Below are 22,885 nucleotides of genomic sequence, written 5' to 3' on the forward strand. Positions count from 1 at the left end.
ACAGGTTCTTGATATGAAAGGTGGGTGGTCCGCTCGGGGCCGCGGAGAGCGAGCGCCATGCGTCTGTCAGTCATCGGTTGCGGTTACCTCGGCGCGGTCCACGCCGCCGCGATGGCATCCATCGGTCACGAGGTCGTCGGGATCGACGTCGACGAGCGCAAGATCGCCTCGCTCTCGAACGGCGACGCGCCCTTCTTCGAGCCGGGGCTGCAGGAGATCCTGAGCGACGGGCTCGCGTCGGGGCGCCTGCGCTTCTCGACCGACATGGCGGATGCCGCCGGCGCCGCCGTCCACTTCGTCGGCGTGGGCACCCCGCAGCAGAAGGACGGCTACGCCGCCGACCTGACATACGTCAACGCCGCCGTCGACGCGCTCATCCCCCACCTCGCCGAGGGAGACATCGTCGCGGGCAAGTCGACGGTCCCCGTCGGCACCGCGGCCACGCTCGCCGAGCGCGTGACGCCCACCGGCGCGACCCTCGTCTGGAACCCGGAGTTCCTGCGCGAAGGCTGGGCGGTGCAGGACACCGTCGACCCCGACCGCCTCGTCGCGGGGGTCCCTGCCGGCGCGGAGGGCGAGCGAGCCGCCGACATCCTGCGCGAGGTGTACCACCCGTCCATCGCGAAGAACACGCCGTTCATCGTGACCGACCTCGCGACGGCCGAGCTCGTCAAGGTCGCCGCCAACGCCTTCCTCGCGACGAAGATCAGCTTCATCAACGCCATGGCCGAGATCGCCGAGGTCACCGGCGCCGACGTCACGACCCTCGCCGACGCGATCGGCCACGACGCCCGCATCGGCCGCCGCTTCCTCGGCGCCGGCATCGGCTTCGGCGGCGGCTGCCTGCCGAAGGACATCCGCGCCTTCTCCGCCCGCGCCGAGGAGCTCGGCCGCGGCGAGTCGGTCGCGTTCCTCCGCGAGATCGACGCCATCAACATGCGCCGCCGCGACCGCGCCGTCGACCTCGTCGTCGACGCGCTCGGCGGCTCGGTGTACAAGAAGAACGTCACGGTGCTCGGCGCGGCCTTCAAGCCCCATAGTGACGACATCCGCGACTCCCCGGCGCTCGACGTCGCGGTGCGTCTGCACGGCCTCGGCGCCTGGGTCACCGTGACCGACCCCGAGGCGATCGAGAACGCCCGCCGCGTGCACCCCCAGCTGAACTACGTCGAGGACCGCGACGAGGCCCTGCGCGCCGCCGATGCCGTCATCGTCGTCACCGAGTGGGACGAGTACCGCCGCCAGCTCGACCCTGCGCACGCCGCGACGCTCGCCGCCGGCCGACTCATCGTCGACGGACGCAACTGCCTCGACGCCGACGCCTGGCGCGCGGCCGGGTGGGACTACCGCGGCATGGGCCGTCCCTGACGCACCGGGCGGAATGACAGTGCGAGGAGCACGATAGCGGCGACCACGCACGCCGCCGCGATCAGCGCCGTCACGTTGCCGTTGATCGTCGCGTTCGACCAGGTCGTGAGGTCGACCGGTGCGAGCACGACCGGCGCGCGCTCCAGCAGGCCGTTCACGAGCGGCCCGGCGACGACCGCGACCACGGCACCGACGACGCACACGATGGCGGCGCGCTGCAGCCCGCGCAGCGGAAGATAGCGGAGCACCAGCACGATCAGGATCGCGAGCCCGGCGCCTCCCGCAACGAGCGGCAGAGCGATCTCGACGAAGGCCCACCCCTCCCCCACCGCGCCGAGGATCACGGCGAGCATCAGCGTCAGTGCCACGGCATCCACGACCACGGAGATCATCGCGCTGTGCGTGCGCAGCCAGCCCGCTCCGAACGACCGCAGGGCGAGCGGACCCCAGATCACGACCACCGCGAACAGGATCGCGGCGCCGGCGATGCCGAGGAACCCCGCCGAGGTCAGCGCCTCGACGGACGCGAGCAGCAGCCCCAGCGAGGCGAGCGCCGCGGCGAACGTCGTCCAGCCGCGCCGCCCCGTCACGAGCAGCGGGAGGGTGGTGAGAGAGAAGGCCAGAGCGACCGCGGCGGCGACGATCCAGAACCACGACAGCGTGTGCTCGACCGCGAGGTTGGTGACGAACGTGGCGACCAGGGCGACCGCGTATGCACCGACCGTCGTCCACAGCAGCGCGCCGCGCCACCGCCGGTGGACGCGGGCCTGCTGTGCGTCGAGCCGGCCCCGGTCGTCCGCGCTCGCGCTGACGAGCTCGCCTTCGGTCACGCCCAGCGCTCGCGCCAGCGGACCGAGCGTCGCGAGGTCGGGGTACGACAGCCCGCGCTCCCACTTCGACACCGCCGACTCGGTCACGAAGACGCGTGACGCGAGTTCCTTCTGCGTGAGCCCGGCGGTGCGCCGAGCCGTGGCGAGGAAGCGGCCCACGTCGTCCTTGTGCGACTCGGGCCTGGCGGATCCGGGCCTGTGGGATTCGGTGCTGAGCGTTTCATTCACGTCGCTCAGTGCACCACTCCCGGGCTCGGCGCACCAAGCCGACACGGCACCGGCCGGGCTCGACTATCTGGCCAGCCCGGAATCACGCGGATGTGCGGGGTTTCAGGGCAGGCGCACCGAGTCGGTCTTGGGGTGCTCGTGCGGCATCCGGTCACGGTCGTACGTGATGGCGGAGTAGCCGTGCGGGATCGGCTGACCCTGCTCGTCGACGCTCACGAAGACGAGACGCTCGATCGAGAGGATGCGCTTGCGCGTGATCATGTTGCGCACCACCGCACGCATCGTCAGCGAGGTGCGGCCGAAGTGCGTCGCGGTCAGCCCCATCTCGATGAGGTCTCCCTGCAACGCCGACGACTCGAAGTTGATCTCGGAGATCAGCTTGGTCACGACGCGGTAGTTGCCGAGCTGGATGATCGCGTAGATCGCTGCCTCTTCGTCGATCCAGCGCAGCAGGCTGCCGCCGAAGAGGGTGCCGTTCGCGTTCAGGTCTTCCGGTCGCACCCATTTGCGCGTGTGGAAGTTGATGCCGCCCTCCGACCAGGGCCATTCGGAACTCGTCTGATCGCTCACGTTCATCCAGCCTAGCCCGCCATGATCGCACGGTCCGGGCCCGGCGTCGACGGGTTTCCCGGGCGCGACCGACATCGGATGATATGGCCATGGACAAGCCTGCGAAAGACTTCGACGCTCACGAGGTGACGGAGGAGGTCGCCGAACGAGTCAAAAAGCGGATGCCGGACGTCGACGACGATCTCATCCGCCGCGAAGCCGCCGCATCGGTCGAGAGCCACGCCGACGCCCGCGTCACGGACTTCATCGGCATCATCGCCGAGCGCGAGACCCGCGAACGCCTCGCCGGCATCGCCGAGGGGACCGACGAGTCCTCGCCGAAGGATTAGCGGCGGTCGTCGGTGGTCTGTCCGTAAACGTTCTGATACCGGTCGTACAGCGCATCGATCGCGTCCTGCGGAATCGGGAGCACCTCGCCCGCCTGCCGGGCGATGTGGACCGTGCGAGCCACGTCCTCGACCATCACCGCAGCCTTGACCGCATCCTTCGCACTCGACCCGATCGTGAACGGTCCATGGTTCTGCATCAACACCGCCCGCGAACGATGCCCGCGAAGCGTGTCCACGATCCCCCGACCGATCGAATCATCACCGATGATCGCGAACGGCCCCACCGGGATCGGACCCCCGAACTCATCAGCCATCGCCGTGATCACACACGGGATCTCCTCACCCCGCGCCGCCCACGCCACCGCATACGTCGAATGCGTGTGCACCACACCACCCACCTCGGGCATGTTCCGATACACATACGCATGAGCCGCCGTGTCACTCGACGGCGACCGATCAGCACCCGGCGTCCCCGGCACCACATTGCCGTCCAGATCACACACGATCATGTTCTCCGGAGCCAACTCGTCATACGACACCCCCGACGGCTTGATCACGAACAGATCAGCCCCCGGCACCCGCCCCGACACGTTGCCACCGGTCCACACGACCAGCCCGTAACGCACCAACTCCGCGTGCAACGACGCCACCTCGGCCCGAACCCGCGCCACCGCTTCGTGTTCCATCGGGACTCCTTCGCCTCTCGGGATGAGCCGGATCCCGCGCTCAGGGCCGGCGCCCGTCATGTTACCGGTAACACCCTCCGCGTGTGATCCCGCACGCTCGCGGGTAGTCCCACGGGACGAGGAGATATCACCCGAACGGGGGACGCGTTCCGGCGCTGAGCTCCGTACCGTCGAGAGCATGGACGTCGAAGCACTCGCCCACACCGCCACCGGAGCTCTCGTCGGCATCGCCCTCGGATTCCTCGTGGGGCTACTCACCCTCAACCCCATGCTCGGCGTCATCGTCGGAGGCGTCGCGATGGTCGTGCTCGCCGTCGCGGCGGCCATGTTCCTGCCGCGCGGCATGTATCGCTGATCCGCGCACACCCGGCTTGACCCTCACGCGACGTGAGGGCTGAGAGTGGTCGCATGACCGACCACAAGACCACGTACTACGACGCATTCGAGATCAGCCCCGTTCCCCCGCCCGGACCGGATGCCGTGGCTCCCGAGCCCTATCGCGGCATCTACGGGATGCCCGCGTTCGTCACGATCCCCACGCACGATCTGGCGGCCTCGTCGCGGTTCTGGACCGCGGGCCTCGGATTCTTCGAGCTCTTCACGATTCCCGGCACGCTCGTCCATCTCCGTCGCTGGGCGTTCCAGGACGTCCTCCTCGTCGCCGCCGATCCGACCTCCGCGACAGCTTCCGAACCGCCCGCGCTGACGTACAGCTACGCCTGCATCCTCGCCGAGCTCGACGGCATCGCCGAGGCCTGCCGGAATCTCGACCCCGGTGCGGTCGGCGACATCCACGACACCCCGTGGAACAGCCGCGAGGTCGAGGTCGTCACCCCCGAGAAGGCGCGTATCGTCGTCACGGCGGCGAAGCCCTACGAGCCCGACAGTGCGGCGGCACGCTCCCTCGCTGCCATCGGCATCACACCCGCCGAGGAGCAGCCATGAGCGACACCGGAACCGACGGCGTGACCGTCGGGCGCGCGGCATCCGATCTCGGGGTCACGGTGCGCACCCTGCACCACTGGGACGAGATCGGTCTGGCCTCGCCCTCCACGCGCACCGACGCGGGCTACCGGCTGTACACCGCCGCCGACATCGGTCGCCTGCAGCGGATCGCCGTGTACCGGGAGGTCGGGCTGGGGCTCGACCAGATCCGCGCCGTCCTCGACGAGCCCGGCCGCGACACCTCCGCCGCCCTGCGGGAGCAGCGCGAGGACGTGTCCCGATCGCTCGCCCGGCTCGAGAACCTGCGCGCCGGCCTCGACCGCATGATCGAGGCACACGAGCGCGGCGTGCTGCTCACCGCCGACGAGCAGCTGTCGATCTTCGGCCCCGGCTGGAACCCCGACTGGCCCGCCCTCGCCCGTCGACGCTACGGCGACTCTCCGCAGTGGCAGCAGTACGCCGAGCGCGCCGCCGCCCGCGGCCCGGACCAGTGGCGGACGATCACCGCGACGATGAGCGCGCTGGAGGCCGACCTCGCCGCGGCAGTCGACGCCGGCGTCGAGCCCGGCACCCCGCCGGCGGACGCGCTCGTCGAACGCCACCGCGCCGCCATCAGCGAGTACTTCCCGGTGAGCCGGTCGATGCAGGTCTGCCTCGGCCGGATGTACGAAGCGGATGCCGCGTTCGCAACCCACTACGACGGCATCCGCCCCGGCCTCGCCTCGTGGCTCCGCCGCAGCATCGACGAGAGCGCACGCACGCACGGTGTCGACCCCGACACCGCGGTCTGGGAGTGACGGTCTGGGAGTGAGCGGGAAGAGCCCGTCCGGTCAGCGGCGCCCGCCGGTGAAGGCCCGCCACATGACGGCGGCGTGCGACTCCTTCGCGTGCTCGACGCCGACCTCGTCGCCCTGCCGCGCGCTGAACCACTCCTGCACGCGGTAGCGCGCCGCACGCCACATGAGGGCGATCCCGCCGTAAGCGGGCCGGGGCACGCGCGCCTCCTCCTTCGACATCTGACCGCGGCGCGGCAGGTCTCCCGCGACGAAGGCGTCCATGAGCTTCGCCACCCCGATCGCGTTGCCGTTGATGACCGAGTGCGCCGCGCCGTGGATCTCCCACCGCCAGGCGTCGCGCGCGACGCGCACGAGTTCGGAGTGGAAGTAGCGCGGCGACGAGAAGTCCCGCGCGCCGCGGATCAGCAGCACCTGCGCCGAGACATCCGTCAGCCGGTCGCGCAGGGGGTACCGCATCATGTGCGGCAGCACCCGCATGAAGTACGCGAAGCCGCACAGCAGATAGGCGCTGACCGCGAGCAGCACGAGACGGAACGGCTCGAACAGCGACGACTGCGCGAACCGGATCGCCTGCAGCACCACCGAGCGTTCGCGATCGTTCACGACCGGCCCGATGAGGACGGCCTGACGGATGCCGGGGCGCCGCGCGAGCACCTCGGTGACGATCTGCGTGCCGAAGGAGTGCCCGAGCAGCACGGGATCGTCGAGGTCGAACCGATCGAGCACGGCCTCGACCTGGTCGGCGAAGAACGAGACCGACGGCTCATCGCGCGGAGCGCGCTGGCCCGCGAACCCGGGGAGGTCGAGAGCGTAGACCCGCGCGTTCTGAGCGAGCGTCGGCGCGAGCAGATCGAAGTAGGTCGCAGCCACCCCGATCCCCGCGATCAGGACGAACGCCCGGTCGGAGTGCGCCGACGAGGCCGTCTGCACCCGCGTGACCCGGGTGCGCACGCCGTCGAACGCGACCGTCTCGACGTCGATGTCCGCCGGCTCCATATCATCCCCGCCACTCCCGGCGCGCCCCTCGACCATGCCCCTACCGTCTCACACGGCGCGACGTGCAGACTGTGCCGATGACCCTCACTCTCGCGATCGTCGGCAGCGGCTGGCGCAGCGACTTCTTCCTGCGCGTGGCCGCCGCCCTGCCCGATCGGTTCCGCGTCACCGGCCTCGTCACTCGCAGCGCAGCGACGGCGGCCGAGATCGAGGAGCGCTGGGGCGTCCGCGGCTACAGCGACCTCGACACGCTGCTCGCCGACGGCACGCCCGACCTCGTCGTCGTCTCGGTTCCCCGCAGCGTGGCCCCGGGGATCATCGTCGATCTGGTCGACCGCGGCATCCCCGTCCTGACCGAGACACCGCCGGCCACCGGGATAGACGACCTCGTCGACCTGTGGGAACGGGTTGCCCGACCGGGCATGCCCACGGTCCAGGTGGCCGAGCAGTACCACCTGTCGCCGCTGCTGTCGGCGCAGCTCGCCGTCGCCCGGTCCGGCCGGCTGGGCACGCCTTCGCAGGCGCTCGTCGCGCAGTGCCACGACTATCACGGCGTCAGCGTCATGCGCCGGGCGCTCGGCATCGGTGCCGACGAGGCCGAGATCTCGGCATCCGTCTTCCGCTCCCCGCTCGTGGCGGGGCCGGGGCGAGACGGCGACCCCACCGCGGAACGCATCGTCACGGCGACCCAGACCACCGCGCGGTTCGTGTTCGGCGACCGCCTGGGCGTGTACGACTTCGCCGGTGAGCAGTACTTCTCGTGGATCCGCGGCAACCGCCTGCTCATCCGCGGCGAGCGCGGCGAGATCGAGAACGGCGAGGTGCGGCGTCTCCGCCGGTTCGACGAGCCCGTCTTCGACGCGCTGCGCCGCGTCATGACGGGAGAGGGCGGCAATCTCGAGGGGATGTTCCTGCGCGGCATCCTCCTCGGCGACGAATGGCTCTTCCGCAACCCCTTCCTCCCCGCTCGTCTCAACGACGACGAGATCGCGATCGCACGCCTGCTCGACGGGATGCCGGCGGCCATCGACGGGCACGCGCCGGTCTATTCGCTGGCCGAGGCCAGCCAGGACCACTACCTCGCGCTGCTCATGCAGCGAGCGGCCGAGACCGGTGACACCGTGCGCTCGACGCGTCAGCCCTGGGCCGATGTCGTCGACGCGGAATTGCACGCCCGGGAGGTCAGCGGGTAATTTTTCGGTATGCCGAAAAATCGACATCGCCGCATCTCCGCCCTCGTCGTCCTCGGCGCCGCAGCGGCCCTGCTCACGGGCTGCGCGACGGGGTCGAACGCGGACGCCGCGGGCGAGCCGTCCGAGGGCAGGCCCGTCGTCCTGACGACCTTCACGGTGCTCGCCGACATCGCCCGGAACGTCGCGGGAGACCGCCTCGACGTGCGCTCGATCACGAAGCCCGGAGCTGAGATCCACGGTTACGAACCCACCCCGCGCGACATCGCCGCGGCATCCGACGCCGACCTGATCCTCGATAACGGGCTGGGTCTCGAGTCGTGGTTCGCGCGGTTCGTCGAGACCGCCGACGCCCCGCACGCCGTGGTGTCCGAGGGCGTGGCGACGATCGACATCACCGGCGACGCCTATGCCGGCAAGCCCAACCCGCACGCCTGGATGAGCCCCCTGAACGTGCAGCTGTACGTCGACAACATCGTCGCGGCGTTCCGCGAGCTCGACCCCGCGGGGGCCGACGTCTACGCCGCGAACGGCGCGGCCTACAACGAGCAGCTCCAGAGCATCCACGACGATCTCGTCGCCGAGCTCGAGGCGGTGCCGGTCTCCCAACGGGCTCTCGTCACGTGCGAGGGCGCGTTCTCGTACCTGGCTCGCGACGCGGGGCTCACCGAGGCCTACATCTGGCCGGTCAACGCCGAGCAGCAGGCGACGCCGCAGCAGATCCGGCAGACCATCGAGTTCGTCGACGACAACGACGTGCCCGCCGTCTTCTGCGAGTCGACGGTCTCGGACCGCCCGATGCGACAGGTGGTCGAGGCGACGGATGCCGTCTTCGGCGGCACCCTGTACGTCGATTCTGTCTCTGAGGCCGACGGCCCCGTTCCGACGTATCTCGACCTGCTGCGCCACGACACCGAGACCATCGCGGCGGCGCTGACCCGGAGCGGCTCGTGACCAGTCGCGGCGGCACCCCTCCCGGCATCGAGGTCTCGGGCGTCTCGGTCCGGTACCGCGACATCGTGGCGCTCGACGACGTGCGCCTCACCGTCACGCCGGGCCGCGTGACCGCACTGATCGGCATGAACGGCTCGGGCAAGTCGACGCTCTTCAAGTCGATCACCGGGCTCGTGCGTCCGGCGAGCGGTCGCGTCACCATCGCGGGACGGACCCCCGCGGTCGCCCGGCGCCAGGGGCTCATCGGATACGTGCCGCAGAGCGAGGACGTCGACTGGACCTTCCCGGTCTCGGTGCGCGACGTCGTGATGATGGGCCGATACGGACGCCTCGGGCCGACCCGCCGACCGCGCGCCGAAGATCACCGCGCCGTCGACGCCGCCCTCGAGCGCGTCGAGCTGAGCGACCTCGCCGACCGTCAGATCGGCCGCCTGTCGGGCGGACAGCGCAAGCGCGCCTTCGTCGCCCGCGGCATCGCCCAGGACGCCGACGTCCTCCTCCTCGACGAGCCCTTCGCGGGCGTCGACAAGAGATCCGAGGCCACGATCGTGCGGCTGCTCCGCGAACTCGCGGCCGACGGCCGCTCCGTGCTCGTCTCCACCCACGACCTGCACGCCCTCCCGTCGCTCGCCGACGAGGCGGTGCTCCTGCTGCGCCGCGTCGTCTTCCAGGGGACGGTCGACGAGGCCCTCCGCCCCGAGCGCCTCGCGCGGGCGTTCGGTCTGACCGACGAGCGTCCGTCCACCATCGAGGAGCGCCCGTGAACCTCATCGACATCCTGCTCGAGCCGCTCCGGTACGAGTTCATGCTGCGCGCGCTGTCCGCCACGGCCATCGCCGCGATCGTCTGCGCGGTCCTGTCGTGCTGGCTCGTGCTCATCGGATGGTCGCTCATGGGCGACGCCGTCAGCCACGCCGTGCTGCCGGGGGTCGTACTCGCGTACGTCCTAGGCGCACCCTTCGCGATCGGGGCACTCGTCTTCGGCTTCGTCGCGGTCGCCCTGATCGGCATCATCCGGGGCACGAGCCGCGTGAAAGAGGATGCCGCGATCGGCATCGTCTTCACGACGCTCTTCGCGCTCGGGCTCGTGCTCATCTCGGTCACTCCGAGCCAGACCGATCTCAACCACATCCTGTTCGGCAACGTCCTCGGAGTCTCCGACGGCGACCTCGTGCAGATCGCGGTCCTGGCCGCCGTCGCCTTCGCGGTGCTGTTCGTCAAGCGCCGCGACCTCACCCTGTTCGCCTTCGACCCGATCCACACCTTCGCGATCGGGCTCTCGCCGCGCCTCCTGTCCGGACTTCTCCTGGGCGTCCTCGCGCTGACCGCCGTCGTCGCGCTGCAGGTGGTGGGCGTCGTGCTCGTCGTGGCGATGCTCATCATCCCGGGAGCGACGGCGCACCTCCTCACCGACCGCTTCGGGCGCATGCTCGTGATCGCCCCGGCGCTCTCGGCGACATCCTCGATCGTCGGCATCTACCTCAGCTACTGGATCGACGCGTCGTCGGGCGGGCTCGTCGTGCTCGTGCAGGCCATCGTGTTCGCCGCCGTGTACCTTTTCAGCCCCCAGCAGGGAGTCATCGGTCGCCGGATCGCCTCGCGCAAGCCCATCGCCGAATCGGTTCAGGCTGGCTAGCGTGCCGCTATGAAGATCAGCGAGATCCACTGGAACGACGAAGCCCGCCAGAAGGTGCTCGACGATGCCGACCGCGTCCTGCAGGATGCCGTCGCCGCCGTCGCCGCGACCGACGACGCCGCAGATGCCGACAAGGCCTACGCCGCACTCGTCAGCCACATGAAGGACAAGTTCATCGATTGGGAGCCGGGCCCCGACGTGCGCACGTACGCCGACGCCCTCGCCGCCGGCGAGGTCGAGCTCGAGCAGGCCGGCTGACCAGCCGGATGTCCCGGGATCGGGCCCCGCTGCTGCAGATCAGCCGCATCTACGCCGAAGAGGCCGCCCTCGCGCTGCCCCGAGGGCAGGAGATCGCGGCGCGGTGGCCCGATGCCGAGATCGTGCCGATCGACTCGCACTGGCTCGTTCCCGAAGTGCACGGCGACGAGACGAACGTGCAGCGCTGGGTGCGGATCAAGACCGAGGCGCTCGTGCTCGGTGTCAAGAAGTCCGTCGCGACGAGGCTCAACGGCCGCTCGGCCGACTTCATCGCCCCGTCCACGGCGAACGGGTGCGCGATGGCCTGCTCGTACTGCTATGTCCCGCGCCGCAAGGGATACAGCAACCCCGTCACGGTGTTCGCCAACATCGACGAGATCTCGCGCCACCTCGCCCGCCACATCTCCCGGCAGGGCCCCAAGACCGAGCCGAACCAGTGCGATCCCGAGGCGTGGGTGTACGACATCGGCGAGAACAGCGACTGCTCGGTCGACGCGATGATCAGCGAGAACGTCCGCGACCTCTGCGAGCTCTTCCGGATGTCGCCGACGGCCAAGGCGTCGTTCGCGACGAAGTACGTCAACCGAGACCTCCTCGACTGGGATCCGCTGGGCCGCACGCGCATCCGCTTCTCGCTCATGCCCCACGAGACGGCGAAGGTGACCGACATCCGCACGTCGCCGATCTCGGAGCGGATCGCCGCGATCAACGACTTCGTCGATGCCGGCTACGAGGTGCACCTGAACTTCTCGCCCGTCATCCTCACTCCGACCTGGGTCGCCGACTGGACGGCGCTGCTCCGCGAGCTCGACGATGTGCTCTCCGACCGGGCGAAGGCGCAGCTCGCGTGCGAGATCATCCTCCTCACGCACAACGAGGGTCTCCACGAGGTCAACCTCGGATGGCATCCGCGCGGCGAGGAGCTGCTGTGGACGCCGCGGACGCAGGAGACCAAGCGCTCGCAGAACGGCGCGATCAACGTCCGGTACCGATCGCCCCTGAAGGGCGAGGCGGTCGCCGCGCTGTGCGCGCTCATCGAGCGCGAGCTGCCGTCGTGCCGCATCCGCTACGCGTTCTGATCTCCCCGCCCTTGCGCGGCAGCGCCGACCTGCGCCACCCTGGCGGGGTGTATCTGCTGCTGCCCCTGCTCGTCTTCGTCCTGATGGTCGCAGCTCTCGTCGACGCGATCACCCGTCGCGACGACCAGGTGAAGCACCTGCCGAAGTTCGCCTGGGTGCTGTTCATCATCTTCCTGCCGTTCCTCGGCTCGGTGCTGTGGTTCGCGCTCGGGCGGGAATGGGACAGGAATCCGCGTGAGTCGATGAGCTTCGGCGATCCCCGCCGATGGTCCCGCGACGAACCTGCGCCCGCCAGGCCCGCGAGCCGTCCACAGCCGCGCGACTATCGGACGACCGCGCAGCAGCTCGCCGACCTCGAACGCGAGATCGAGATCGCCGAGCTCGAGGCCGAGATCCGCCGGCGGCGCGCGCAGGACGTTCCGGGCGTTCAGCCGCCAGACGCCGGCTGATCCCTCCCGACGGTCCACCGGCGCGCGATGAGCCAGCCCGCCGCAGCTCCGAGAGTGTTGGCGACGACGTCCCACACGCTCGCCGTCCGCTCCGCGAGCAGCACGCCCTGAGCCGCCTCGATCGCCAGGGAGATGACGAGCCCCGCGGGAATGACGTACGCCTGCCACCGCGGCCAGCCCAGCGCCGCGCACCACCCGAAGGGGACGAACAAGGCGATGTTGGCCGCGAACTCGATCCGGGCGTAGGTCAGCCATGGCACGGCCGACGTGATCGCCCGGAGGATCGGGCCGGCGTCGCGGTCGACGGGTGTCGGCCAGAACGCGATGAGCGCGAGGACGACGACGTAGACGATCAGCAGCGCGCGTGCGACGCGGGTCACCGCACGATGACGGTCGGAGAGCCGACGTGGGCCGCGACGCGCTCGCTGACCGATCCGAGCAGCAGCCGCGCGAGACCGGTGCGTCCGTGCGAGCCGACGACGGTCAGCACGGCGCGCCGCGAGGCGTCCTCGATGAGCGCGGACGCGTCGCCGACGTCGATGAGGGTCCGCACCTCGAGCTGCGGGTGCGTCGCGCGCACCGGCTCGATCATGCGTTCCAGCATCCCCGCCGTCGCCTCGGTGAGGTCGACCGGCATGGGTCCGGTCCACAGGTCGAGGCCCGGCTCGGTGCCGACGGAGACCGGCTCCCACGCGGCGAGCGCGATGAGCGGCTCGCCCGCGTGCGCGGCCTCTCGGGCGGCGAAGTCGAGCGCCCGGGCCGAGACGTCCGACGCGTCGACCCCCACCAGCACGCCGCGACGGGCGGCGGCGGCGGCAGCCTCATCGTGCCGGCCGGGATGCTCGGGGATGATCGCGACCGGGCACTGCGCATGAGCGATGAGCGTGCGGTACCCGTGACCGTGTTCCTCGGGGAGCACGAGGATGTCGGCCCCCTCGGTCGCGGCCGCGGCGCGGTCGGCATCGTCGCGCGTCGGCGCGATCAGCAGCTCCCGCAGCGTCAGCCCCCGCGCCTCGGCGCGCCGGAACGCCCACTCCCGCGCGCCTGCCCCGTCCGCGTCGGTCACTCCCAGGATCACGTCGCCCATGGCCCCAGGGTATCCGCCGCAACAGACCGGCACGACGGGTGCAGCGGTTAGAGTCAGTGCGTGGCACAGCGACCCGGCTCCGACGCACCGCATCACGGTGACGGTCACAGCGCCGGCGATGGCGGCGCGTACGTCCTCAGCGGTCACTACGAGCCGCCGCCTCCGCCCGAGCGCCCGGCCTCGGTGCGCGCGCCCCGGCGCCGACGCCGGCTGCCGCGCTGGGCGTGGATCGCGATCATCGTCGCCGCGGTCGCCCTCCTCGTCGCCGGCATCGGACTCGCGGTGGCGCTCGTGATGAACGGCGTGCAGGCGCTCACCGCGCGCCCGCCGGGAGTCGGCACCGCCTTCGTGGCGCCTGCCGAGTCGAAGGCCGCGCGTGCCGTGGCGGAGGGCGGTTCGGCCGACGAGCTCGCCGCCGCCGAGTACCTCGCGTCGCAGCCCACCGCCTACTGGCTGACGCCCGAGCAGGACCCCATCGGCGAGGTCGGCGAGCGCGTGCTGAACATCGCCCACGAAGCGCGCGAGTCCGACACCGCGATGGCGGTCGTCGTGTACGGCCTTCCCGGACGCGATTGCGGCAACCACTCCGCCGGCGGCCTCGACGAGGCCGACTACGAGACCTGGACGACGGAGATCGGTACGGCGCTGCGGTCCGTCCCGGACGTCAAGAAGGTCGTCATCGTCGAGCCCGACAGCCTCGCGCTCGCCCCCCAGTGCGGCAACGTCGACGAACGCGTCGCACAGCTGCGTGGCGCGCTCGGCCGCCTCACGGGCACGGACACCTGGGTGTACGTCGACGGCGGGCACTCGAACTGGCTCGGCGCCGACGCGATGGCGGAGCTCGTCAGGCAGGTCGCGATCTCGGGCGTCCGAGGCTTCGTGACGAACGTGTCGAACTTCAACGACACGTACGACGAGTTCGCCTACGCCCACGCCCTGTCCGACCGTCTCGGCGGCATGCACGCTCTCGTCGACACGTCGCGCAACGGAGCCGGGGCGCCCGGCGACGGCGAGTGGTGCAATCCCCCGGGGCGTACCGTGGGCGACCCGAGCGGCACGTTCGGCGACGACGTGGTCGACACGAACCTGTGGATCAAGCCGCCGGGCGAGAGCGACGGCCCTTGCAACGGCGGCCCCGACGCGGGCGTGTGGTGGCCGGCGGGTGCGATCGAGCTGACCCGCGGCGTCGCCCCCTGACCCCCCGGCGTTCCGGTGAGAGTGCCGCGCCGCACGCGTATGGCAAAATTACCCGAACCTGAGGGAGAAGAGTGGCGAGCATGATGTCCGAGCAGCTGAAGACGGCGGTCATCGTCGAGGACGATCCCGACATCCGCCATCTCCTCGTCGAGGTGCTCGAGGCGGCGGGTTTCTCGACCGTCTCGGTGGGCAACGGCATCGACGGCATCCAGGCGGTGCTGTCGTATCGGCCGCTGCTGACCACCCTCGACGTGAACATGCCCGGCATCGACGGGTTCGAAGCCGCCCGGCGCATCCGCGCGCAGAGCGACACGTACATCATCATGCTCACCGGCCTGTCCGAAGAAGCGGATGTCGTGCTCGGGCTGGGCGCCGGCGCCGATGAGTACATCGTCAAGCCGTTCCGCCCGCGCGAGTTCCGCGCCCGGGTCGACGCCCTGCTGCGACGCCCGCGCGCCGCCGCCGCCCAGCAGACCCCCCAGCAGGACTCCGTCGGTCCGTCGTTCCCCGGGGCGCGCCCCGCGCCGACGGCCCCCGCGCCGGCGCCCGCCCCCGATGCCGCGCCGCTCTCGTACGAGGAGTACCTCGCGCGCTTCGGCGCCGCACCGGCGCAGCAGCCCGCACCCCCGGCGGCGCCGCAGTACGCGCCTCCGGCGGCGCAGCAACAGATCCAGCCGCAGCAGATCCAGCCGCAGCAGCCGTTCATCGTGCACCACCCGAACGACGCTCCGGCGCAGACACCGGCACCCGGCGCCGACATCGTCGTGCATCAGCCCGGCGGCGAGCTCGTCCCGGCCGTCGGCGAGCACTGGCTGACGCACCGCGACCTGCAGGTCGACACCGACACCCGGCTGGCCTACATCGCGGGCCGCGAGCTGGAGCTCACCCGCACCGAGTTCGACCTGCTCTCGACCCTGATGGCCTCGAAGCGACGTGTGCGTTCGAAGGCCGACCTGACGCTCGTCCTCCGCGGCGAGTCGTACGTGACGAGCTACTTCGTCGGCGAGGCCGACAAGCGCGCGATCGAGGCGCACATGACCAACCTGCGCCGCAAGCTGAGCGACAGCCCGACGACCCCGCGGTACATCGAGACCGTGCGGGGCGTCGGGTACCGCATGACGTCGGAGAACGCCGCCGCGATCTGATCGCGGCGGCGCAGCCTCCGGTTCAGACCTTGTAGCCGTTCTGCCGGCGCACGAGCTTGGTGAACATCAGCAGGGTCTGCAGCACGGTCACGACGCCGACGATCGGCCAGCCGATCCAGAGGATGGACGACTGCGCGACGGGACCGATGAGGTTCCAGACGACCGCCATGGCCAGCAGCACCGCGACGAGGATGAGCATCGGCATCCAGTGACCGATGCTGCCGCCGCCGCTCTCGGCCTTGGCCTGCATCGCCCAGTTGTCGACCTTCTTCTTCGACAGGAAGCGCGACCACGAGCGCATGAAGTGGCCGAGCCGGACCCACATGAACGCTTCGGCCGGGAACACCAGCAGGGCGAAGAGGATGTCGCGCTGGTTGTGGTCCTTGATGCTGCGCGCCATGCGGAGGTTCAGCAGCACCGCGACGAGCGGCGGGATGAGCCACAGGGGCGAGAAGACGAAGGCGCTGATCGACAGTGAGCCCGCCAGGAGGATGAGGAACGCCACGCGGACGAAGAGGTTCGTCAGCATCCCGAAGTTCTCGAACCAGCGCAGACGCAGGTTCGGGTGGAACGGCTGGCCCTTCGTGTCGCCGCGCTGCCCCGGCCACATCAGCTCGATGGCGCCGTAGGTCCACTTCACCTGCTGGGCGTCATAGCCCTTCAGCGTCGTCATGCCGCCGACGTTGGCGCGGGCGTACGGGCTGATCTTCGTCAGGTAGCCCGCGCTCTTGATCTGCAGCGAGAGCAGCGAGTCCTCGACCTCGGAGTCCTTGACCCACGGGGTCGACTGGTGATTCGCCTTCATCGCGTCGCGCAGGGCGTTGGTCGAGAAGATCGAGAACTGCCCGCCGAGCACGGCCATGTTTCGTCCACGCAGCAGGTTCTGCATGTTGAAGGCGGCGAACTGGGTGCGCTGGCCGGCGATGAGGAACTTCGCGATCGTGCCCTTGATGGGCTTGTCGTCGATCGAGTAGATCGCCGAGATGCCGCCGATGCGCGAGTCGCCGACGGCCTCCGACTCGAGGTACTCCACGGCGCGCGAGTCGGCGATCGTGTCTCCGTCGACGCCGAGCAGGTAGTCGTAGCCCTCGACGAGCGAGTAGCCGTAGTTGAGCGCGCCGACCTTCTTGTCGGGGTTCTTGCCGATGTCGTGGACGAAGACCTCGGTGAACTGCGTGCCGAGCTCGGTCGTGACCTCGTGCGGTCCGGCGTACCCCGCGGCGATCTTCACCGTGTTGTCGGACGTGTTGTTCGCAATGACGTGGATGACGTCGGGCACGCGCGTCTGTGCGAGCAGCCCCTCGATCACGTCGGCGATCGACTCCTCCTCGTTGTACGCCGGGATGACGCAGCCGATCGTGGAGCGGTGGACGGTGGTGTTCTCGAGGACCGACTCGAAGTCGTCGGGGAACGTCGTCTCGAAGTGATCCGCCAGCTGCACCGGCGCCTGCGGGGCGGGGTGCTGCGGCTGCGCGAGCGCCGGATTCGGCGTGTACGGCGTGTACGGCGTCTGAGTCATGCGGTCACATCCTGTGCGAGGTGAGGGGCGGCTGTTGTCTGCCGCGGTCCATTGTCGAACGCGGCGTGTTCAGAGCGGGCGAAGTCAACCGCAATTTCTGCGCAAGGAATGCGAACGTGTCGTGACGGCTCAGGGCGTCGCGCTGGGCGCAGGCGCGGGAGCCGCGTCCGCCGCCTGCTCGTCGCTGAAGATGGCGACCGGCAGGTACTGGTAGACCGTCTGCTGGGTGAAGCTGGCGTCGTCGTTCGCGTTGCCTTCGACCCACACGGTCATCGCGAACTCGAGCGTCATCCCGTACGTGTCGGCCGGCAGCCCGTGGACGACCGTCTCCGGCACGTACAGACCGCCCTGGAAGCTGTTGAGCAGCAGGCCGCGGTCGGAGCGGATCGTGTCGCTGGGGACGAGGGTGCGCGGATCGGCGCTGAACTGGAACGGGTTCTGCACCTGCCCCGACGTCTGCGCGGTCTGCGAGGTGATGGAGATCGACGAGATGAACACGCGCCGCTTCTGCGAGAGCACGGCCTTCTCGTCGACGCGCTTGTCGTGGACGTTGACCGCGAGGCCGAACGTCTTGTCGGCACCGGGGGTCCACTCCTGCGTGCGCTTGGGATCCTGCGCCCACACGTCGAGGCGCAGCTCCAGGTCCTGCGCCACCTCGGAGGACAGCGACACCGACCCGTCGTAGGTGAACTGCGAGTTGAAGGCCATGCTCGGCGACTGCGAGGGCGCGGGTGCGGGGACCGCCGAGACCGGCTCCCCCTGCACGGCGTTGATCATCCCGGTCAGCTGCGAGCAGCCCGAGAGCACGACGAGCGAGAGCGCGAGCGCACTCGCCGACACGACGGTGCGGAGGGCAGGCGAGCGGAGCGCGGGCGAGCGGAAGGCGGGTACACGGCGCGGAGACATGGCAGACCGGATTTCTCGAGGCGAGGGGCCGGCGTCGGATGTCGCGGGCGTCGCCATACAAGCATCCCGGACGACGCGATCCCGGCCGGTTTCCGATCTCTTCAGGTTGCCTTGCGGTGACCTTGAGGTTTCAGCCGCCGTCGGCCTCGCCCGCCGCCGCGATCGCGACGGTGATGCTGTCGGTCGCGGTCTGCTTCGCGAACTCGTCGGAGGTGGGCGTCGTCTGCACGAGGAAGTCGTAGGTGAAGCGGATCGTGACGAAGGTGGCCTCGGGGGGCACCTCGCCGACGTAGAACGTCTGCGAGTAGCTGTAGGGCGACAGCACGAGGTATCCCGGGTTGGTGGCCGACTGATCGGACGTCGGCGCGAGGGGGCTGAGGTCTCCCTCCGCGTTCCCGGGCACGGCGATCATCGTCGCCTTCTGCAGGTACACCTTCTGACCGTCGTCGGGGCTGACGGTCGTCACGAGCGAGAGGCTCACCGGCTTGAGGGCCGTCGCCGACCACCGGTCCATCGACAGGTCGGACCAGTAGTTGAGCGATCCGGTCACCGCCCCCGCCGTCACCTGGCGCTCGGTCGATCCGCTCGAGAGGTCGTTCGGAACCGGCGGCGGCACGGCGGTGCGCGAGACGCTCGGAGAGGGCGCCGGCCCGCTGGCGTCGCCGCCGTCGCCGGACGGGAGGTTCCACGGCGCGGGTCCGCACCCCACGAGAGCCACAGCCATCACCGCAGTCGCGGCGGCCATCCCCCAGCGTCGCATCATCGAGTCCTCCGCTTCCTCTCGCAAAGTGTACGCACGCACCCGCCCCTTAGAGTGATCGGGTGCGCACCGCTGACCAGCCCCGCCCCCTGCGCCGGACGCAGCTCGCGTTGGCCTCCCTCGCCGGGCTCTTCCTGATCGCGCTCATCGCGGTCGCCGCCTGGGTCGGCGTCCGCGGGGCCCTCGCGTACGGCGAGCTCCGCGAGGTCGAGGCCTCCGCACGCAGCGCCGTCGACGCCCTCGCCGACCCCGCCGCCGCGGCCCCGCACATCTCCGACGCCGCCGAGCACGCCGCCCGGGCACGCGAGCTGACGTCCGACCCCGTCTGGTCGCTCGCCGAGGGCACCCCGTGGATCGGCCCGCAGCTCCATGCGGTCGGGACGATCGCGGCCGCGGCCGACGACGTCGCCCGCGACGGGCTCCTCCCCCTCGCCGAGGTGGCGTCGGCGTTCTCACCCGACGCCTTCCGCCCGGTCGACGGGCGGATCGACACCGCCGTGTTCCGCGAGATCGCCGAGCCCGCTCGAGCTGGAGCCGACACCGTCGCCGCGGCCGCGGCATCCGTGCGGGCACTCGACGACACCCCCCTCGTCGGCCCCCTCCGGGCCGCCGTCGACGAGGTCTCGGACCTGCTCGACACCGGCGCGTCGGCCACCGACGCGCTGGCCCGTGCGGCGACACTGCTGCCGTCGATGCTCGGGTCGTCCGGCGAGCGCACGTATCTCCTGGCGTTCCAGAACAACGCCGAATGGCGGTCGACGGGCGGCATCGTCGGGGCGATGGCGATCGTGAAGACCGTCGACGGGCGGATCGAGCTGACCGGTCAGGCATCGTCGTCCGACTTCTCCAACTTCGGCGAGCCGGTGCTCCCGCTCGACCCCGAGATCGAGCGCATCTACGAGACGCGGCCCGCCCGCTACATCCAGAACGTCACGCAGATCCCCGACTTCTCCGTCGGCGGCCCGCTGGCGCGCGAGATGCTCCTCCGCCAGACCGGTCAGAGCGTCGACGGCGTGATCGCGACCGACCCGGTCGCTCTGTCGTACATCCTCGAAGCCACCGGCCCCGTCGAGCTGCCGACGGGCGATGTGATCTCGTCCGACAACGCCGTCTCGCTGCTGCTCAACGATGTCTACGTGCGCTACGAGAACCCGCGCGAGCAGGATGCGTTCTTCGCCGCGGCGTCGGCCGCGGTCTTCGACCGGCTCGCCTCGGGTGGCGCAGACCCGGCCACGCTGATCGCCGCTCTGGGTCGCGCGGGCGACGAGCGACGCCTGCTGCTGTGGAGCGCGATCCCGGAAGATCAGGCCGTCCTCGCGGACACCACGCTCGCCGGCCCGCTGCCGACGACGGACGACGACACCGCCGGGTTCGGCGTCTTCCTCAACGACGGCACCGGGTCGAAGATGGACTACTACCTCACCGCCGACACCCGTCTCGCCTGGGACACGTGCGCAGTCGACGGCGACGGACGCACCTCCTCGCCCGTGACTCTCGAGGTCACCATCGCGAACGACGCACCGGCGGATGCCGCCACCTCTCTGCCGTCGTACATCACCGGCGGCGGCGGTTTCGGCGTCCCGGCGGGCATCGCCCGCACGGTCGCCTACCTCTATCTGCCCGAGGGATACGCCCTCTCGTCGGCGACGCGATCCGACGGAGCGGGGTTCGGCGGCGGCTCGCACGCGGGTCGGCAGGTGATGGTGTTCTCGTCCGACCTCGCACCCGGAGAGTCGGTCACCGCGACCGTGAGCGTCGTGGCGCAGGGCGGCCCGACGACGGCCACGGCCGTGGTCACCCCCACCGTCGACGCCGACCGGCCCCCCGTTGTTGTCGCTCGGTGCGGCGACGCATAGACTCACCGATCATGCGCCGCACCGCCTCCCTCGCCGCCGTCGCGACCCTCGCCGCCGCGATCATCGCGCTGCCGGCGGCGGCGTCCGCGTCGACCGGCGCCACCATCTACCCGCCGACGAACTCCTGCACGACGACGCCCAGCGCGTTCGTCGCCGGCGGCACGGTCGAGTTCGCCTGCGCCGACGGCACCTTCGGTCCGGATGAGGCGATCACGATCACGGTCCGCGGCGAGAACGGTGCCGGGGTCGCGTTCGCGCGCGCGGCGTTCGCCGTCACCACCGGCAGCACGGTGCGCGAGTCGTCGGCGGCCGGCGCTCTGGCCCCGGTGGCGATCACCTTCCCCGCCGACGCGGTGGGCGTGTACAACATCGAGGCGATCTCCCCCTCGTCGGCCGGCGGCACCGCCAGCGCATCGGTCGTCGACGCATCGGGGCTGCCCGCGACCGGCGGCGATGCCCGTACGTCCCTCGGACTGTGGGTGGGCGGCGGCGCGCTCGTCGCGGCGGGAGCGACCATCGCCCTGGCCTCGGCGGTGCGTCGGGCCCGCGAATCGCGCTGAATCAGGCGTCCGCGGCGCGTCGTCCGCGATCCGTATCACGAAATGTTAACGCGATCGAAACGTCCGGGCTTGCGCCCGAGGGGCTCAGCCCTGAATACTTGCTGTGACCACTCCTGACGTAATCCTTAGCATTACCTCTCCGTTGGGTGTGAGCCTCCCGGATGACCCAAGGAAAGCAGGACACATGAAGAACCGTCTCATCAAGGCGGCGGCGGCCTCCGCCATCGCCGCAGCGGCTGTCTTTGCAGCCCCCGCCATCGCCAACGCTTACACCCCGGCACCCGTGGGCGGCTCGTCCGTCACCGTGACCGCGGGTGGCACCGCCACGATCGCGTTCAACAACTTCGAGCCGAACGAGACCGTGACCGGCACCCTGACGGGCGAGAACGCTGCCGCAGGCAGCGTCGCGTTCGTCAAGTTCGCCGTCACCTCCACCAGCACGACCAAGGCCGCGAACGCAGCCGGTGAGGTCGCCTTCCAGGTGACCCTGCCCGCCAACGCGACCGGCGAGTACACGCTCACCGCCACGGGCACCGTCTCGGGCTCGAGCACCGTCACCATCGCCGTCCCGGCCGCTGCTGGTGGCTCGGGCAGCACCGGCGGCTCGGGCACCCTGCCCGCCACCGGTGGCGACAACGCCGCTCTCCTCGGCCTGTGGATCGGCGGCGGCGCTCTCGCCCTCGCCGGCGGCAGCATCGCCGTGGCCAGCACGGTCCGCCGCCACCGCAACGCGGAGGCTGCTGCCTGATCACGGCGCACACAGCACGATCGGATGCCCCGGAGCCTCGGCTCCGGGGCATCCGTCTTTCTCGGGCCGGTTCGGCTCAGACCGGTTCGGCTCAGACCGGTTCGGCGGTCACCAGGATCGGCAGGTGATCGCTCGCGCCCTGCGGCAGCGTCTGGACCCGGGCGATGTCGAATCCGACGCTCGTGGCGAAGTCGTAGTGGCCACGGAAGAACTTGTAGCGGGTGTAGGTCCGGGCATCGCTGAGTGTCAGCTCGTAACCCTGCTTCCGCACGACCTGCCCCAGGTTCTCCTTGAAGACCGGATAGTTGTAGTCACCCACCATGAGGATCGGCAGTCCCGCGCCGAGCTCCGACAGAGCGCCCAGCGCCGCCTGGATCTGATTGCGGCGCAGGGAGTTCAGCGCCGTGAGGGGCGCTGCGTGGAAGCTCGCCACGATGACGTCGCGCCCGTCGTCGATGTCGCGCAGCCGCACGCCGAGCATGCGTTCCTCCGCCGGCTTGAGGACGCGGTCGTGCAACGACTTCTTCAGCGCGAGCGAACGGACCTCGACCGCCCGGTAGGTGTTCTGCCGGTAGTAGACGGCGAGGCCCAGCCGGTTGCGTGCGGTCGCCTCGGCGAGCCGCAGCCCGCCGATCTCGTCGGGGATGCCGCTGGTGTCCGCTTCCTGCAAGCACAGCACGTCCGCTCCATGCTGCTCGACGAGTTCGGCGAGCTCGGATGCGGCACGGTGCTTGCGCAGGTTGTACGAGATGACCTTCATGGTGTCGCCAGGCTACGCCCGCTTCCTTTCGG

General features: G+C 70.4%; 27 protein-coding genes. 17 read left to right on the forward strand and 10 right to left on the reverse strand.

Going from position 1 to position 22,885, the window contains the following annotated elements; genetic code table 11:
- The first annotated feature begins 57 nt into the window (after positions 1-57).
- Positions 58-1,368, forward strand: coding sequence for a UDP-glucose dehydrogenase family protein (locus tag AA0Y20_RS00545; protein ID WP_412936563.1), 1,311 nt, complete (start codon positions 58-60; stop codon positions 1,366-1,368).
- Here AA0Y20_RS00545 and AA0Y20_RS00550 read toward each other — a convergent pair.
- Together AA0Y20_RS00550 and AA0Y20_RS00555 are read right to left on the reverse strand one after the other, a co-directional pair.
- Entirely contained in the window at positions 1,344-2,357 is a 1,014-nt protein-coding gene (locus AA0Y20_RS00550) for a helix-turn-helix domain-containing protein (RefSeq protein WP_412936565.1), read from the reverse strand. The genes AA0Y20_RS00545 and AA0Y20_RS00550 overlap by 25 nt on opposite strands.
- A 171-nt stretch (positions 2,358-2,528) precedes the next feature.
- The gene (locus AA0Y20_RS00555; protein WP_412936567.1) at positions 2,529-3,002 is read right to left on the reverse strand and encodes an acyl-CoA thioesterase; all 474 of its coding nucleotides are present in this window, start codon (positions 3,000-3,002) and stop codon (positions 2,529-2,531) included.
- Between the two features lie 83 nt (positions 3,003-3,085).
- On the opposite strand from AA0Y20_RS00555, the gene AA0Y20_RS00560 reads away from it, so the two are divergent.
- Positions 3,086-3,325 (forward strand): three-helix bundle dimerization domain-containing protein, encoded by a 240-nt coding sequence (locus AA0Y20_RS00560; protein WP_412936569.1) that lies wholly within the window; start codon positions 3,086-3,088, stop codon positions 3,323-3,325.
- Here the strand turns inward: AA0Y20_RS00560 and AA0Y20_RS00565 are convergent.
- Positions 3,322-4,011, reverse strand: coding sequence for an L-ribulose-5-phosphate 4-epimerase (locus AA0Y20_RS00565; RefSeq protein ID WP_412936571.1), 690 nt, complete (start codon positions 4,009-4,011; stop codon positions 3,322-3,324). The genes AA0Y20_RS00560 and AA0Y20_RS00565 overlap by 4 nt on opposite strands.
- A 178-nt stretch (positions 4,012-4,189) precedes the next feature.
- On the opposite strand from AA0Y20_RS00565, the gene AA0Y20_RS00570 reads away from it, so the two are divergent.
- From AA0Y20_RS00570 to AA0Y20_RS00580, 3 genes are read left to right on the forward strand one after another with little or no spacing between them, the layout of a single operon-like run.
- Complete coding sequence (locus AA0Y20_RS00570) at positions 4,190-4,366, forward strand: hypothetical protein (RefSeq protein ID WP_412936573.1); 177 nt, start codon at positions 4,190-4,192, stop codon at positions 4,364-4,366.
- Between the two features lie 53 nt (positions 4,367-4,419).
- The gene (locus AA0Y20_RS00575; protein ID WP_412936575.1) at positions 4,420-4,956 is read left to right on the forward strand and encodes a VOC family protein; all 537 of its coding nucleotides are present in this window, start codon (positions 4,420-4,422) and stop codon (positions 4,954-4,956) included.
- Positions 4,953-5,753 carry a MerR family transcriptional regulator gene (locus AA0Y20_RS00580; protein WP_412936577.1) on the forward strand — a complete coding sequence of 267 codons (801 nt, stop codon included), beginning with the start codon at positions 4,953-4,955 and terminating at the stop codon, positions 5,751-5,753. The genes AA0Y20_RS00575 and AA0Y20_RS00580 overlap by 4 nt, the downstream gene beginning before the upstream one ends.
- A 33-nt stretch (positions 5,754-5,786) precedes the next feature.
- Here AA0Y20_RS00580 and AA0Y20_RS00585 read toward each other — a convergent pair whose 3' ends face one another.
- Positions 5,787-6,749, reverse strand: coding sequence for an alpha/beta fold hydrolase (locus tag AA0Y20_RS00585; RefSeq protein ID WP_412936579.1), 963 nt, complete (start codon positions 6,747-6,749; stop codon positions 5,787-5,789).
- 77 nt (positions 6,750-6,826) lie between these two features.
- Here AA0Y20_RS00585 and AA0Y20_RS00590 point away from each other — a divergent pair, with 77 nt between their 5' ends.
- The 7 genes from AA0Y20_RS00590 to AA0Y20_RS00620 are packed head-to-tail and all read left to right on the forward strand — an operon-like array spanning position 6,827 to position 12,315.
- Entirely contained in the window at positions 6,827-7,942 is a 1,116-nt protein-coding gene (locus AA0Y20_RS00590) for a Gfo/Idh/MocA family protein (protein WP_412936581.1), read from the forward strand.
- 9 nt (positions 7,943-7,951) lie between these two features.
- Positions 7,952-8,893: a metal ABC transporter substrate-binding protein gene (locus tag AA0Y20_RS00595; RefSeq protein ID WP_412936583.1), complete on the forward strand. Its 942-nt coding sequence runs from the start codon at positions 7,952-7,954 to the stop codon at positions 8,891-8,893.
- The gene (locus AA0Y20_RS00600) at positions 8,890-9,657 is read left to right on the forward strand and encodes a metal ABC transporter ATP-binding protein (RefSeq protein WP_412936585.1); all 768 of its coding nucleotides are present in this window, start codon (positions 8,890-8,892) and stop codon (positions 9,655-9,657) included. Before AA0Y20_RS00595 ends, AA0Y20_RS00600 begins: the two co-directional genes overlap by 4 nt.
- Before the next feature lie 5 nt (positions 9,658-9,662).
- Positions 9,663-10,529, forward strand: a complete 867-nt coding sequence (locus AA0Y20_RS00605) for a metal ABC transporter permease (protein WP_412939676.1) — start codon at positions 9,663-9,665, stop codon at positions 10,527-10,529.
- Positions 10,530-10,538: 9 nt separating this feature from the next.
- The gene (locus tag AA0Y20_RS00610; RefSeq protein WP_412936586.1) at positions 10,539-10,787 is read left to right on the forward strand and encodes a hypothetical protein; all 249 of its coding nucleotides are present in this window, start codon (positions 10,539-10,541) and stop codon (positions 10,785-10,787) included.
- Positions 10,788-10,795: 8 nt separating this feature from the next.
- On the forward strand, positions 10,796-11,866 hold the full coding sequence (locus AA0Y20_RS00615; RefSeq protein WP_412936588.1) for a spore photoproduct lyase family protein: 1,071 nt from the start codon (positions 10,796-10,798) through the stop codon (positions 11,864-11,866).
- Between the two features lie 47 nt (positions 11,867-11,913).
- A complete protein-coding gene (locus AA0Y20_RS00620; protein ID WP_412936590.1) occupies positions 11,914-12,315 on the forward strand; it encodes a PLD nuclease N-terminal domain-containing protein in 402 nt (133 codons plus the stop codon).
- On the opposite strand, the gene AA0Y20_RS00625 is transcribed toward AA0Y20_RS00620, so the two are convergent.
- Positions 12,294-12,695, reverse strand: a complete 402-nt coding sequence (locus AA0Y20_RS00625) for a VanZ family protein (RefSeq protein ID WP_412936592.1) — start codon at positions 12,693-12,695, stop codon at positions 12,294-12,296. The two genes, AA0Y20_RS00620 and AA0Y20_RS00625, sit on opposite strands and share 22 nt — an antisense overlap.
- The gene (locus tag AA0Y20_RS00630) at positions 12,692-13,402 is read right to left on the reverse strand and encodes a universal stress protein (RefSeq protein WP_412936593.1); all 711 of its coding nucleotides are present in this window, start codon (positions 13,400-13,402) and stop codon (positions 12,692-12,694) included. Before AA0Y20_RS00630 ends, AA0Y20_RS00625 begins: the two co-directional genes overlap by 4 nt.
- A 60-nt stretch (positions 13,403-13,462) precedes the next feature.
- On the opposite strand from AA0Y20_RS00630, the gene AA0Y20_RS00635 reads away from it, so the two are divergent.
- Entirely contained in the window at positions 13,463-14,599 is a 1,137-nt protein-coding gene (locus tag AA0Y20_RS00635; protein WP_412936595.1) for a glycoside hydrolase family 6 protein, read from the forward strand.
- Between the two features lie 80 nt (positions 14,600-14,679).
- Positions 14,680-15,744: a response regulator transcription factor gene (locus tag AA0Y20_RS00640; RefSeq protein WP_412936597.1), complete on the forward strand. Its 1,065-nt coding sequence runs from the start codon at positions 14,680-14,682 to the stop codon at positions 15,742-15,744.
- A 22-nt stretch (positions 15,745-15,766) separates the two neighbouring features.
- Here AA0Y20_RS00640 and AA0Y20_RS00645 read toward each other — a convergent pair whose 3' ends face one another.
- From AA0Y20_RS00645 to AA0Y20_RS00655, 3 genes are all read right to left on the reverse strand, one after another.
- Complete coding sequence (locus AA0Y20_RS00645; RefSeq protein WP_412936599.1) at positions 15,767-17,263, reverse strand: glycosyltransferase family 2 protein; 1,497 nt, start codon at positions 17,261-17,263, stop codon at positions 15,767-15,769.
- Positions 17,264-17,392: 129 nt separating this feature from the next.
- Positions 17,393-18,169, reverse strand: a complete 777-nt coding sequence (locus AA0Y20_RS00650; protein ID WP_412936601.1) for a fructose 1,6-bisphosphatase — start codon at positions 18,167-18,169, stop codon at positions 17,393-17,395.
- Between the two features lie 130 nt (positions 18,170-18,299).
- Entirely contained in the window at positions 18,300-18,914 is a 615-nt protein-coding gene (locus tag AA0Y20_RS00655; protein ID WP_413331829.1) for a hypothetical protein, read from the reverse strand.
- A 77-nt stretch (positions 18,915-18,991) separates the two neighbouring features.
- On the opposite strand from AA0Y20_RS00655, the gene AA0Y20_RS00660 reads away from it, so the two are divergent.
- From AA0Y20_RS00660 to AA0Y20_RS00670, 3 genes are all read left to right on the forward strand, one after another.
- Complete coding sequence (locus tag AA0Y20_RS00660; protein WP_412936605.1) at positions 18,992-20,785, forward strand: DUF4012 domain-containing protein; 1,794 nt, start codon at positions 18,992-18,994, stop codon at positions 20,783-20,785.
- An 11-nt stretch (positions 20,786-20,796) separates the two neighbouring features.
- The gene (locus AA0Y20_RS00665; protein WP_412936607.1) at positions 20,797-21,345 is read left to right on the forward strand and encodes a cell wall protein; all 549 of its coding nucleotides are present in this window, start codon (positions 20,797-20,799) and stop codon (positions 21,343-21,345) included.
- Between the two features lie 184 nt (positions 21,346-21,529).
- Positions 21,530-22,093 carry a hypothetical protein gene (locus tag AA0Y20_RS00670; protein WP_412936609.1) on the forward strand — a complete coding sequence of 188 codons (564 nt, stop codon included), beginning with the start codon at positions 21,530-21,532 and terminating at the stop codon, positions 22,091-22,093.
- Between the two features lie 91 nt (positions 22,094-22,184).
- On the opposite strand, the gene AA0Y20_RS00675 is transcribed toward AA0Y20_RS00670, so the two are convergent.
- The gene (locus AA0Y20_RS00675) at positions 22,185-22,853 is read right to left on the reverse strand and encodes an endonuclease/exonuclease/phosphatase family protein (RefSeq protein ID WP_412936611.1); all 669 of its coding nucleotides are present in this window, start codon (positions 22,851-22,853) and stop codon (positions 22,185-22,187) included.
- Positions 22,854-22,885 lie beyond the last annotated feature (32 nt).

It is taken from the genome of Microbacterium pratiae (genome assembly GCF_047302165.1).
Taxonomy (GTDB): domain Bacteria; phylum Actinomycetota; class Actinomycetes; order Actinomycetales; family Microbacteriaceae; genus Microbacterium.